The 12,131-nt window shown below is 72.4% G+C and carries 13 protein-coding genes; 8 read left to right on the forward strand and 5 right to left on the reverse strand.

Annotated features, from left to right (window positions below; genetic code table 11):
* Window positions 1–122: 122 nt before the first annotated feature.
* The 3 genes from ACFWRV_RS03875 to ACFWRV_RS03885 all read right to left on the reverse strand — a co-directional run bounded on the left by ACFWRV_RS03875 (window position 123) and on the right by ACFWRV_RS03885 (window position 1,987).
* Window positions 123–779, reverse strand: coding sequence for a DUF305 domain-containing protein (locus tag ACFWRV_RS03875; protein ID WP_384327727.1), 657 nt, complete (start codon window positions 777–779; stop codon window positions 123–125).
* Window positions 776–1,426 carry a DUF3105 domain-containing protein gene (locus tag ACFWRV_RS03880; protein ID WP_384327730.1) on the reverse strand — a complete coding sequence of 217 codons (651 nt, stop codon included), beginning with the start codon at window positions 1,424–1,426 and terminating at the stop codon, window positions 776–778. Before ACFWRV_RS03880 ends, ACFWRV_RS03875 begins: the two co-directional genes overlap by 4 nt.
* 129 nt (window positions 1,427–1,555) lie before the next feature.
* On the reverse strand, window positions 1,556–1,987 hold the full coding sequence (locus ACFWRV_RS03885; RefSeq protein WP_384327733.1) for a hypothetical protein: 432 nt from the start codon (window positions 1,985–1,987) through the stop codon (window positions 1,556–1,558).
* Between the two features lie 135 nt (window positions 1,988–2,122).
* Here ACFWRV_RS03885 and ACFWRV_RS03890 point away from each other — a divergent pair, with 135 nt between their 5' ends.
* The 8 genes from ACFWRV_RS03890 to ACFWRV_RS03925 all read left to right on the forward strand — a co-directional run bounded on the left by ACFWRV_RS03890 (window position 2,123) and on the right by ACFWRV_RS03925 (window position 11,024).
* Complete coding sequence (locus ACFWRV_RS03890; protein ID WP_384327736.1) at window positions 2,123–3,868, forward strand: FUSC family protein; 1,746 nt, start codon at window positions 2,123–2,125, stop codon at window positions 3,866–3,868.
* A complete protein-coding gene (locus tag ACFWRV_RS03895) occupies window positions 3,865–4,371 on the forward strand; it encodes a MarR family winged helix-turn-helix transcriptional regulator (RefSeq protein WP_384327739.1) in 507 nt (168 codons plus the stop codon). Before ACFWRV_RS03890 ends, ACFWRV_RS03895 begins: the two co-directional genes overlap by 4 nt.
* A gap of 447 nt (window positions 4,372–4,818) precedes the next feature.
* A complete protein-coding gene (locus ACFWRV_RS03900; protein WP_384327742.1) occupies window positions 4,819–6,465 on the forward strand; it encodes a sensor histidine kinase in 1,647 nt (548 codons plus the stop codon).
* The gene (locus ACFWRV_RS03905; protein ID WP_003964954.1) at window positions 6,462–6,869 is read left to right on the forward strand and encodes a roadblock/LC7 domain-containing protein; all 408 of its coding nucleotides are present in this window, start codon (window positions 6,462–6,464) and stop codon (window positions 6,867–6,869) included. The genes ACFWRV_RS03900 and ACFWRV_RS03905 overlap by 4 nt, the downstream gene beginning before the upstream one ends.
* Window positions 6,866–7,237 (forward strand): DUF742 domain-containing protein, encoded by a 372-nt coding sequence (locus tag ACFWRV_RS03910; RefSeq protein ID WP_384327746.1) that lies wholly within the window; start codon window positions 6,866–6,868, stop codon window positions 7,235–7,237. The genes ACFWRV_RS03905 and ACFWRV_RS03910 overlap by 4 nt, the downstream gene beginning before the upstream one ends.
* Window positions 7,218–7,832: an ATP/GTP-binding protein gene (locus ACFWRV_RS03915; RefSeq protein WP_010058144.1), complete on the forward strand. Its 615-nt coding sequence runs from the start codon at window positions 7,218–7,220 to the stop codon at window positions 7,830–7,832. Before ACFWRV_RS03910 ends, ACFWRV_RS03915 begins: the two co-directional genes overlap by 20 nt.
* A gap of 181 nt (window positions 7,833–8,013) precedes the next feature.
* Window positions 8,014–9,570, forward strand: coding sequence for a cytochrome P450 (locus tag ACFWRV_RS03920; protein ID WP_384327750.1), 1,557 nt, complete (start codon window positions 8,014–8,016; stop codon window positions 9,568–9,570).
* Between the two features lie 107 nt (window positions 9,571–9,677).
* On the forward strand, window positions 9,678–11,024 hold the full coding sequence (locus tag ACFWRV_RS03925; protein ID WP_384327753.1) for a 6-phospho-beta-glucosidase: 1,347 nt from the start codon (window positions 9,678–9,680) through the stop codon (window positions 11,022–11,024).
* A gap of 91 nt (window positions 11,025–11,115) precedes the next feature.
* Here the strand turns inward: ACFWRV_RS03925 and ACFWRV_RS03930 are convergent, their stop codons facing one another.
* Both ACFWRV_RS03930 and ACFWRV_RS03935 read right to left on the reverse strand, forming a co-directional pair.
* Window positions 11,116–11,553 (reverse strand): hypothetical protein, encoded by a 438-nt coding sequence (locus tag ACFWRV_RS03930; RefSeq protein WP_384327756.1) that lies wholly within the window; start codon window positions 11,551–11,553, stop codon window positions 11,116–11,118.
* Window positions 11,547–12,023: an ATP-binding protein gene (locus ACFWRV_RS03935; protein ID WP_384327759.1), complete on the reverse strand. Its 477-nt coding sequence runs from the start codon at window positions 12,021–12,023 to the stop codon at window positions 11,547–11,549. The genes ACFWRV_RS03930 and ACFWRV_RS03935 overlap by 7 nt, the downstream gene beginning before the upstream one ends.
* Window positions 12,024–12,131 lie beyond the last annotated feature (108 nt).

The raw sequence follows: 12,131 nt of genomic DNA on the forward strand, positions 1-12,131 counted from the left end.
GCCCCCCGCGGAGTGTGCATGCACTTCATATCGTCGCCGTCTGTATGCGTTGGGGGGCAACGGCAGGGGGCGGCCGCGGCCTTCCGGCCGCGACCGCCCCCGCCGTGCTCAGGGCTCCGTGCTCAGGACCCCGCGCCCCGGTCCTTCAGCATGTCCGCCATCAGACCCATCTCCGACTCCTGCCCGCGGACCATGCCCGCCGCCAGGTTCACGATGGCGTCCGTCTTCGCCGCACCGGCCGCGGCCCGCGCCATGTCGGCGCCCGCGCGGTGGTGCACGGTCATCAGCCGCAGGAACAGCACCTCGGCCTTCTCGCCCTTCGCGGCCGTGAGCGCCGCCAACTCCGCGTCGGTGGCCATGCCCGGCATCAGCGAACCGTCGTCGGTCGGCGTGAGGGTGTGCCCCATCCACTCCATCGGCGGCCCGGCCGCGCTCTTCGGCAGCCCCCACATCTCCAGCCAGCCCAGCATCATGCCGCGCTGGTTGGCCTGGGTGTTGATGATGTCGTACGCGAGCCGCCGCACGTCCTCGTCGTCGGTGCGGTCCCGCACGATGAACGACATCTCGACCGCCTGCTGGTGGTGGATCGCCATGTCCCGGGCGAAGCCCGCGTCCACGGAGTCCTCCGCCGGAGCGGACTGCGCCGCCGAGGACGCCCCGGACGGGGAGGCCGCGGAGGGGCGGACGACCATCAGCGCCACCAGCCCCAGGGCGAGGAGCAGCACGCAGGCTCCCGCGAGGACCATCCGGGTGGAGCGGGAGGGTGCGAGGGCGGTCACTTGTCCAGCCCGCCGGTGCAGGCGGCCCCCGGCTCAGGGGTCTGCGGGCCCTGCACGTACTTGGTGAAGAACTGCGCGACGCGATCGTCCGACGCGCTCTTGACCGTGACCTGCTTGCCCCAGGCGCTGAGCATCAGCGGGTCCTTCTGGTCCTTGACCGGGCTCATCAGCGAGTACGGAGTCGACTTGACCTTCTTGGTGAGCGCCTCGATGTCCGCGTCCGAGGCCTTGTCGTTGTACGTGACCCAGACCGCGCCGTGCTCCAGCGAGTGCACGGCGTTCTCCTTCGGTATCTCGTCGGTGTAGACGTCCGCGTTGCAGTTCATCCAGACCTGGTTGTGGTCGCCGCCGACGGGCGGGTTCATCGGGTAGTCGACCTTGTTCGCCACGTGCTCCTGCGTCAGCTTGTCCCAGCTGCGCTCACCGGTGACGGGCGAGGTCTTGGCCTTCTCCTCCTTCTCGTCCTTCTCGTTGGCCTGGGCCATCAGGTAGCCGCCTCCGGCGACCAGGGCGCCGACCACGGCCACCGACGCGCCGATGGTGATGATGCGGACGCGGCGCTCGCGGGAGCGCTCCTTGCGGCGGGCCTCTTCGAGCTTGGCGCGACGTGCCGCGCCCGCGTTGTTCTGGTTCTTGGCGGAAGCCATGGGAAGTCCTCGTCGTTCAACCGATGCATACGGTGCGATGCATGAGGGGCTGGGGATGCGGGGCATACGAAGAACCGCTCCCGTGAACCGGCGCCGGGGCACGGCGGGAGAGCGGAGCGGACCCGGCCTCTAGATCCTCTGGACCTGAAGGCGTAGTTGATCGACGGAACGCACACCGTCGTGCGCGGGACCCCTGATGGCCGCGGCCCCCGTGAGCGGGGCGGCGGGGACGAAGGCCACGGGCGAGGGAACGGCCACGGGGGCGGACGACACCGGAGGCACGACGGCCACCGTGTGCGTCGAGCCGCCGTGGCACGACGCACCGAGACCGCGGTCCGCCGGAGAGGCCCGCACGACCGGTTCGAAGGCCGCGTCGGGTACCGGGGTGAACGCGCGGACGGCGGCCGCTTCGGCCGGGCCCGCCGCGACCGGCACGGCGGCGGACGAGGTGGCGGCCGAGCAGCAGAAGAGCATGGCCACAAGGAAGAAGGACCAGCTCAGGGCGAGAGGCGTGCGGGAGCGGTACCGCTGCCGGTCCGTCCGCGTGCTCACCCTGGTCATCGCCCGTCATGGTAGTGGGTACATGAAGATTCAAAGAATGTGGGTCGTGCTGTTCGCGGGACAGTGTGCCCGAGTCGCCGCCGCGCGAACAGAGTGCAGATAATTTACAGGTGTAATACATGTTAACGTATATGGGTGAGCGATACACCTACCTGCGTCGGGCGGCGTTCCGGCCGCAAGCCCCCGTCGGCCGTCCGTACCTTCCCATCGGCCGTCCGCGGCCTCCCACCGGCCTCGGCCCTCCGGCTCTCCCGGCCGTCCGACATCTGGTTCAAGCCCGCCCTCAGCGTGGTCGTCGCCTCCGCCGTCCCCCATCTGACGCTCCTGGCCGTCGGCCGGCTGGACCTCGTGATGTACACGATGGCCGGTTCGCTCTGCGCGCTCTACGGACACGGCCTGCCGTACGCCCGGCGAGCGCGGGCCGTCGCGGGCGTGGTGCTCGGCATGGCCGCCGGACTCGCCGTCTCCCTCGTCACCGCGTCCCTCACCGGCTCGACTGCCGTGCTCATCGCGGTCGGTGCGCTGCTCGCGGCAGCCCAGAAGGTGCTGTGCGACGCCACCCGGATCGGGCCGCCCGGCCATGTGATCTTCACCTTCGTCAGCTCCGCCGCCCTCTTCGCCCCGCAGCGCCCGGAGCAGATCCCCAGCCACCTCGCCCTGACCCTCGGCGCGGGCGCGGTCGCCTGGCTCGTCGCCGTCGCGCCCGCCCTCCTCCGCCGTGAGGGGCCCGAACGCCGCGCCGTCGCCCGTGCCCTGGAGGCCGCGGCCGCGTGCGCCGCCGACCCCGGCCCCCGTCACCGCAACGCGGCGGCCGCCGCCGTGCACGCGGCCTGGCAGTGCCTGCTCGCCTCCGGCCGCCCCACCCCCGTACGCCGGTCGCTGGAACGTCTGGTGGTGCACGCCGAGGCGGCCTTCGCGGCCCCGCGCCCCGGGGGCGGAGGTGGGGCGGCGGATCCGGACCGGCTGCGCGCCTGGGCCGCCCTGACCCGGGCCCGGGGTCCCGTGCCCGCGCCGTCGGCGGCCCCCGGCACCGCCGACGAGCTCTCCGGCATCGACGCCGAACGCGCCGCCCTGCGGGCCCCCGAGGGACGCCGCGCGGTCCGCCGCACGCTGCTGCGCCGCCTCGGCCCCGGATCGCCGCTGCTGCCCGTCGCCGTCCGCACCCTGGCGGGCTGCGCGCTCGCCGGACACCTCTGCGCCACGCTCGGCGTCGGCCGCCCCTACTGGGCGATCGTCACCGCCGCCTCCCTCTGCCAGGCCAACATCACCCTGTCGTGGAACCGGGCCCTCCAGCGCACCCTCGGCAACCTCCTGGGCGTGCTCGTCTTCGCCGCCGTCCTGCCGGTGTCGCGGACCGGCCCGCTCGCCCTCGTCTGCTGCTGCCTCTTCTTCAGCTTCGCCGCCGAGGCCCTCATCACCCGCAACTACTGGCTCGGCTCCGTCGCGGTGACCCCGATGGCCCTGCTGGTCCTGGAGTTCGGCGGCGCCCAGCCGGCCGGGGAGCTGATCGGCGACCGGGTCCTGGACACCGTCATCGGCGCGGCCGCCGGCTTCCTGGCCGCGACGCTCGTCACCAACCGGAGGGCGGCGGGCCGGGTCGAGCGGGCGCTGGAGGCCACCCGCCGGGCCCGCGCCGAAGCGAGACGGACCGGAGCGGACCCCGGGGCCGCGCCCGCCGATCGGGACCGGGCCCGCCGGGCGCTCACCGCGAGCCTCGTCGAGCTGCGCGAGGCGGGCGACACCGCGGCGGGCGAATGGTGGCAGCGCGCCCTGCCCGAGCAGCGCCTTCTCGCGGCCGAGCAGGCCGGACACCGTACGCTCGCGGCGACAGCACAACGGCGAGGGCCCACGGTCCGCGCCCCTTCGATCGGAGCGGAGTGACCGACGACATCGTTGCCTCGGTGGTCCGGCAGTGGCAGGCCGTCAACCCCGAGCTCGACACCGGACCGATGGAGATCATCGGCCGGATCAACCGCTGCGCCGCCCTCCTCCAGCAGGCGGAGGACGCCCCGCTGCGCTCCGCCGGACTCACCCGCGCCGAATTCGACCTCCTCGGCGCCGTACGCCGGACCGACCGGGAACTGACCCCCGGCGAGCTGGCCCGCGAGACCTTCTCCTCCGGGGCCGCCGTCACCAAACGGCTGCGCACCCTCCAGGACCGCGCCCTGGTCGACCGCCGGGGCGACGACCGCGACCGGCGGGTCGCCCATGTCCGGCTCACCGACGAGGGCCGGGCCCTGGTCGACCGGCTGCTGCCCGAGCAGCTCGCCTACGAACGCGCGGTGCTCGCCGGACTCGACGAGAGCAGCCGCGAAGAACTCGGCTCCCGGCTCGGCGAGTTGCTCGTCCAGCTGGAGGGCCGGCTCGGCGGAGCCCGGCGCTGACACGACCCTCGGCCGGGCCTCGGGTGGCCGATCTCGCGCGTCACCCGCCCGACGGTCGGGAATCTGCACCTTTCGATCCGATTCGATCACGTGTGCCGTTGTCTGAATCTGTGAGGAAAAACCGGCTGATGTACGGGTGATTTACCCGGCAAAGCGCAGCAATCCGGCGACGATTGCTGCGCTTTGCGGCGTCATCACCGTTCGGTAGAGGCGTTTTTCAGCCACTCTCACTCCCTGCACATGCTTCACAGCGCAGCGTGCAAAAACTGGCGAGTGTATTCCTCTCGGCGGGCTCCCGCAGGGGGTTGGGTGAATATGCCGAAGCACTGTTCTCATCTGGCTAAGCTCACGCGCAGTGAAGTCGAGTTGAGATGAATTCGAGCACTTGTTCCCGAGTCTCCGCTCACGTGCGCATACATCCCGGAATCAACCGCCAGAGGGTTTTAGATGGTTCGTGTTGAATCACCGCCGACCGACAGAGAAATTCCCGTCGTCCGCGTAGTCCTGCTGCCCGTGGCCCTGCTCCTCGGCGCGACCGCCGCCGGATCGGCCCTGGTCGCACCGGCCGCGCGGATACCAGTCGCCGTGTGCGGCGCGATCACCACGCTCGTGGTCGCCGTACTCACCGTGGCGCTCCACCGCCGCCGACACGCCATGCGCGTCCAGCGCGCCGAGTACGAACAGCGCATCGCCTATCTGGAACACCGCATCCTCTCGCACGACGCCGAGACGGTACGGCTCACCAAGGAAGTCATGCCCGCCGCCATCCGGCGGCTGCGCGTGGGCAATTCGCCCGAAGAGGTGATGCGCGACATCGTCGACGCGGACGTGGCCAACCGCCACCTGCCGGGGGCGCTGCGCGAGCAGATCCACCAGGTCCTCGAAGTCATCGACAACGAGGAGGCGCGGCGTGACTCCGCTCAGCGTGCCTTCGTCAGCGTCGCCCGCCGCGTCCAGGCGATCGTGCACCGCCAGGCCAGTGAACTCCGGGAGATGGAGGACCACTACGGGCGCAACCCCGAGGTCTTCGACGACCTGCTGCGCATCGACCACGGCACCGCGCTGATCGGCCGGCTCGCCGACTCCATCGCCGTCCTCGGCGGCGCCCGCCCCAGCCGCCAGTGGCCCAAGCCCGTACCGCTGTTCAGCGTGCTGCGCGGCGCGATGTCCCGCATCCTGGAGTACCAGCGCGTCGACCTGCACTCGATCGCCAAGGTCGCCATCGTCGGCACCTCGGTCGAACCGCTCATCCACGCCTGCGCCGAACTCCTCGACAACGCGACCCGCTACTCGCCGCCCCAGACCCGGGTGCACGTCACCGCGGTCGAGGTGCAGACCGGCATCGCCATCGAGATCGAGGACGGCGGCGTCAGCCTCAGCGAGGAGGCCCGCGCCCGCGCCGAGAACATGCTCGCCCAGGCCCAGGCCGGCATCAACATGAACGACCTCGGCGAGTCCCCGCGCCTCGGCATGGCCGTCGTCGGCCGGCTCTCCCGGATGTACCAGCTCCAGGTGTCGCTGCGTCAGTCGGCGTACGGCGGCGTCCGCGCCGTCCTCATCGTGCCGCGCGACATGATCACCACCGGGCCCGCCCCGGGCATCGCCCACGGCATCGGCGCCACCTCGCGGCCCACCAGCTCCCTCGACATGTCGCAGCTCCAGCACGTGGTGCCGCCGCCCGGCAAGCGCAAGCCCAAGCCCAAGCCCGCCGCCACCGGCCCCGTGCCGTCCGTGGCCGCCCCGGTCTCCACCGGAGCCCCCGCGGCCACCTCGCGCCCGGCCGCTCCTGCGGCCGCCATGGAGGACGACGTTCCCGTGGTCACCGAGTGGACCGAGAACGGGCTGCCGCAGCGCCGCAGCCGGGGCCGCGCCCCGCTCGGCTCGCACAACCTCCCGCAGCAGCCTCCGCCGCCCCCGGCCCCCGCAGACGGGTTCCAGCCCGGCCCGGGCGAGTCCGCGGACGGCGGACGCGGCGAGGAGAAGCCCCCCGGCCTCTGGCTGGAGGCCTTCACCAAGGCCGTCAACGGCGTACCGCAGGAACGAAAGCACGGCGAAGACTCCGATGACGCGTGGGACAAGGGAGACCTGAAGTGATCCAGCAGCGGGGAAACATGGACTGGATGCTCAAGGAGCTGGCCGAAGACGTTCCCAGCATCCATCAGATCGTGGTGCTCTCGTCGGACGGCCTGCGCATCGCGATGCACGGCGGCGACCCCGACGTCGCCGACCGGCTCGCCGCCGCCTGCGCCGGACTGCAGAGCCTGGCCGCCGCGGTCGCCACCGAGATCCCGTACAGCGACGGCCTGATGAAGCTCGTCGTCATCGAGGTGACGGGCGGCTTCTTCTACCTGATGGCGGCCGGCACCGGCGCGTATCTCGCGGTCCTGGCCGGCGAGACCGTCGACGCCGGACTCGTCGGAGCCCGGATGCGGGACATGGTCGTGCGGATCGGAGCCCACCTGACCAGCCCGCCCCGCCACGGCGGGCAGTCCGGATGAGTGGTCCTCGACGAGAACGCCGCAAGGCCGATCCGGATCTCCTCGATCCGGAACGGCTGTACGTGATCACCGGCGATCTCGACGACAGCGAACGCGCCGCGCTCGACCTGGTCACGATGGTCGTCGCACAGGCGGAACCCTCGCCGACGTTCCAGCCCGAACAGGCGGCGATCCTGCGCCTCTGCCAGGCCCCGTTGTCCGTCGCCGAGATCTCGGCCTACCTCAGCCTGCCGTTCAGCGTGGTCACCTCGCTCCTGAGCGATCTCCTCGCGACCGAGCTCATCGAGTCGCGGGCTCCGATGGTCCGCGCCACTCTCCCCGACAGGTCCCTTCTCGAAGCGGTGATGCATGGACTTCAGAAGCTCTGACACGATCACCGGACCCCGCACCGAGGACGTCCTCCCCACCACGGCCACCGCCGCGGTGAAGGTCGTGATCGTCGGCGGGTTCGGCGTCGGCAAGACGACCATGGTCGGCTCGGTGAGCGAGATCCGGCCGCTGACGACCGAAGAGACCATGACCCAGGCCGGCGTCGGCGTGGACGACAACGCCGGGGTGGAGACGAAGACCGCCACCACCGTCGCCATGGACTTCGGACGGATCAGCCTCAGCGAGGAACTGATCCTCTATCTGTTCGGCACCCCCGGCCAGGAACGCTTCTGGTTCCTCTGGAACGGTCTCTTCGAGGGCGCCCTCGGCGCGGTCGTCCTCATCGACACGAGACGGCTCGAAGTCAGCTTCGACGTCATCGGCCGGCTGGAGGAGCGCGGAGTGCCGTTCGTGGTCGCCGTGAACACCTTCCCCGACGCACCGCACCACCCGGTCGAGGCCCTGCGCAGAGCCCTCGACCTGCCGGACGAGGTCCCGATGATCGACTGCGACGCCCGGCTGCGGGCCTCCAGCCGCGATGTGCTGATGACCCTGATGCGCTACCTGCACAGCCTGGCCGTACCCCTCGCCTGACGCCGTACGTCCCCGGGCCCGGCGACCGGACCTCCGCCGGGGGCGTACGCCGTCCCCCGACGCACGCCCCCGGCCCCGGGTCCGCGCCCGGACACCCCGTGCCGCCCGCTTGTCCCGCCCGCTCGTGCACCAGCCCCGGAATCTGTGCACCAGCCCTGGAATCCTGATCCCTGGAGCCCCTGTGACAACCCCCTTCCACCACGAACCCGGCGCCGTGCCCCCGCCGCAGTGCCCGGCCCACAACCTCGACATCGGCCCCGGCGGACTGCGCCGGCTCTACGGCCCCGAGGCGGAGAACGACCCCGCGGGCCTCTACGACAAGCTCCGCGCCGAACACGGCACGGTGGCCCCGATCCTGCTCCACGGCGACGTTCCCGCCTGGCTCGTCCTCGGCCACAGCGAGAACCTCCACCTCACCCGTACGCCGTCCCAGTTCTCCCGGGACTCGCGGCGCTGGCGGGCCCTCCAGGACGGCAGCGTCGCCCCGGACCACCCGCTCGCCCCGATCTTCACCTGGCAGCCCGTCTGCGTGTTCGCCGACGGAGCCAAGCACGAGCGGCAGCGCGGCGCGGTCACCGACAGCATGGAGCGGATCGACACCCGCGGGGTGCGCCGCCACATCAACCGCTTCAGTAACCGGCTGGTCAACGACTTCTGCGAGAAGGGCACCGCCGACCTGGTCAGCCAGTTCGCGGAGCACCTGCCGATGATGGTGATGTGCGCGATCTTCGGCATGCCGGAGGAGTACGACGAGCGCCTCGTCCAGGCCGCCCGGGACATGACCCGCGGCACCGAGACCGCCGTGGCCAGCAACGCCCACATCGTGTCCGTGCTGACGCGCCTGGTGGAGCGCCGGCGCGCCGACCCCGCGCCGGACTTCACCACCTGGCTCGTCGAACACCCCGCGACGATGACCGACATCGAGGTCGTCGAGCACCTGCGCCTCATCCTGATCGCCGCCTACGAGTCCACCGCCAACCTCATCGCCAACGTGCTGCGCATGGTCCTGATCGACCCGCGCTTCCGCGCCCGGCTCAGCGGCGGGCACATGACCGTGCCCGAGGCGGTGGAGCAGACCCTCTGGGACGAACCGCCGTTCACCGCCGTCTTCGGCCGCTGGGCGGTCGGCGACACCGAGCTGGGCGGCCAGCAGATCAAGGCGGGCGACGCCCTCCTCGTCGGGATCGCCCCGGCCAACACCGACCCCACCGTCCGCCCGGACCTCAATTCCGACATGGGCGGCAACCGCGCCCACCTCGCCTTCAGCGGGGGACCCCACGAGTGCCCGGGACAGGACATCGGCCGCGCCATCGCCGACGTCGGCGTCGACGCGCTCCTGATGCGCCTCCCGGACCTGGAGCTCGGCGTCGGGGAGAGCGAGCTGCGCTGGGTCGGCAACATCATGTCCCGCCACCTGGTCGAGCTGCCGGTGAAGTTCGCCCCCAGCCCGCAGCAGAAGCTGGACGCGGACCCGCTCTCGGTGATGGCCCGTACCCCCCGCCCGGCCGACGCCTGGGAGATCTCCTCCCCGGCCAGGACCGTCCCCGAGCCCCGGCACGAGGCGGCCGGGGCACAGCCCGCCCACGCCCCGGGCACCCCCGTCCGGCCCGCCCCGGCCACCACGTCCCCCCCGGCCGCCACACCCCCCGCCCCGGTGGCGATGATCCCGCCCCAGCGCCGCCCGGCCGCCCCCGTCCGGCTCTGGCAGGCGGTCAGCCGCTGGTGGAGCGGCTACTGACCCGCGTTCGGCCGTCCGGCCGCGGTGGCCCCGGACCACGCCCGGGGCCGCCGCGTCGCGCGCGGGCAGCGCCGTACGGCTCCGGCCTGCCCGTACCATCGAGCAGCGTGAAGCTGACAATTCTTGGCGGTGGCGGATTCCGGGTGCCTCTCGTGTACGGGGCCCTTCTCGGCGATCACGCCGAGGGCCGCGTCTCCCGGGTCACGCTGTACGACACCGACGCCGACCGGCTCACCGCCGTCGCCCGCGTCCTCGCGGAACAGGGGCGGGACGTGGCGGACGCCCCCGCCGTCGTCGCCACCACGGAACTCGACGAGGCGCTGCGCGGGGCCGACTTCGTCTTCTCCGCCATCCGGGTCGGCGGCCTGGCCGGACGGGCCGCCGACGAACGGGTGGCCCTCGACGAAGGCGTGCTCGGCCAGGAGACCGTCGGCGCCGGAGGCATCGCGTACGGGCTGCGCACCGTCCCCGTCGCCGTCGAACTCGCCCGGCGCATCGCCCGGCTCGCCCCGCAGGCCTGGGTCATCAACTTCACCAACCCGGCGGGCCTGGTCACCGAGGCGATGTCCCGCCACCTGGGCGACCGGGTCATCGGGATCTGCGACTCGCCGGTCGGCCTCGGGCGGCGCATCGCCCGCGTCCTGGGCGCAGACCCGGACCGGGCCTGGATCGACTACGCCGGACTCAACCACCTCGGATGGGTCCGCGGCCTGTACGTCGACGGGCGGGACGAACTGCCCCGGCTGCTCGGCGACCCGAAACTGCTCGACTCCTTCGAGGAGGGCCGCCTCTTCGGCGCGGAACTCCTCCGGTCGCTGGGCGCGATCCCCAACGAATACCTGCACTACTACTACGTCAACCGTGAAGCGGTCCGCGCCTACCAGGAGGCGGAGCAGACCCGGGGCGCGTTCCTCCGGGATCAGCAGGAGGGCTTCTACGCCCGCATGCGCGAGCCCGGCACGCCCGCCTGGGCCACCTGGGACCGCACCCGCGCCGAACGCGAGGCGACGTACATGGCGGAGAACCGCGAGGTCGCCGGGGCGGGGGAGCGGGAGGAGAGCGACCTGGAGTCCGGCGGCTACGAACAGGTCGCGCTGGCCCTCATGCGCGCCGTCGCCCGCAACGAACGCACCTCCCTGATCCTCAACGTCCGCAACCGCACGGCGCTTTCGGTCCTGGACGCGGACGCCGTCGTCGAGGTGCCCTGCCTCGTCGACGCCAACGGGGCCCACCCGGTGGCCGTCTCGCCCCTCCCGTACCACGCGGTCGGGCTCGTCACCGCGGTGAAGGCCGTGGAGCGGGCGGTGCTGGAGGCGGCGGAGAGCGGGTCCCGCGCGGCGGGCGTCCAGGCCTTCGCCCTGCACCCGCTGGTCGACTCCGTGACGGTGGCCCGGCGGCTGCTCGACCGGTACACCGAGGTCCACCCGGGGCTCGCGTACCTCGACCGGGCCTGAACCTGGCGGACCCACGACCGGACGAGACGGGCCCGACCTGACCGGGCCCGGCTCGTTCGGTCGTGGGCCCGCCGCCGGGGGGCCACGCGGGCTACGGAGCGGACACGACGCTCCGCGTACCGGCGGTGTCCCAGCTCGGCGCCACCCCCGTCACCTGGCAGACCATCAGGAAGAGCGGAATGGGCGGGGTGTACGGGGTGAGGGCGTCCGGTGAGTGGATCAACCGGGGCCGGGTGCCGGACACGGCCGCGTCCCGCGCGTACGTCACCTGATCGGGCCAGTCGAGATCCAGGTCGGAGCCGGCCGGGACGATCCACCACCAGCGGTCCGCGTCGGCGAAGACGCATCCGGTACGGGGCAGATGGGACATGAGGCGGAAGCCGTGCCGGGCGGGCACCCCGACCGCGTCGCAGCCCAGGCTGGCCGACATCGACGCCGGCAGCGCCAGCCGCGCCCGGCCGCCCCGGGGCTGTTCGGGCGTCCGGTCGCGGTGCGCCGCGCGCAGCCGGGACAGCGCGTTCCTCAGCATGGCCGGTCCGAGCCGGACAGCTGCTCCGCCTCGTGCGGCAGCTCCGCCCAGACGATCCGCCCGGAGGCGTCCCCGGCGTCGTGCGAACCCCAGGCGCTGCTCATCGCGTCGACGAGGAGCAGGCCGCGGCCGTGCTCGTCGTCGGAGGAGCGGCGCAGCCGCGGGCCGCCGGGCTGGTGTCCCTGGTCCTGCACGGCTATCCGCAGTCGTCTGCCGAGCCGGCTCAGCTCGCACACCACCCGGGTGCTCGTGGTGTGCACGACCGCGTTGGTCACCAGCTCGGAGACGATGAGGACGGCCGCGTCGCAGGCGTCGCGGCCCAGCTTCCAGGCGTCCAGCCGGGCTCGCGTCAGCTCGCGCGCACCGGCCACCGATTCGGGGTGCGCCGGCAGCGCGAAGCAGTAACGGAGCGCCTCCGTCCCGGGACTGAGGTCCATGAGCCGGGGGATGAGCGCACTGCCAGGTGCCACGACCGATTCCTCACAGTGGGGGCTGCGTCACGCTTCGTTCCCCGGATGCTCGGGGGCGGGCATGACTGAGCGAACTGGTTCGGGAGTCAACTCTCCCCCCGACGATGA

This window comes from Streptomyces sp. NPDC058576, assembly GCF_042718715.1.
Taxonomy (GTDB): Bacteria; Actinomycetota; Actinomycetes; order Streptomycetales; family Streptomycetaceae; genus Streptomyces.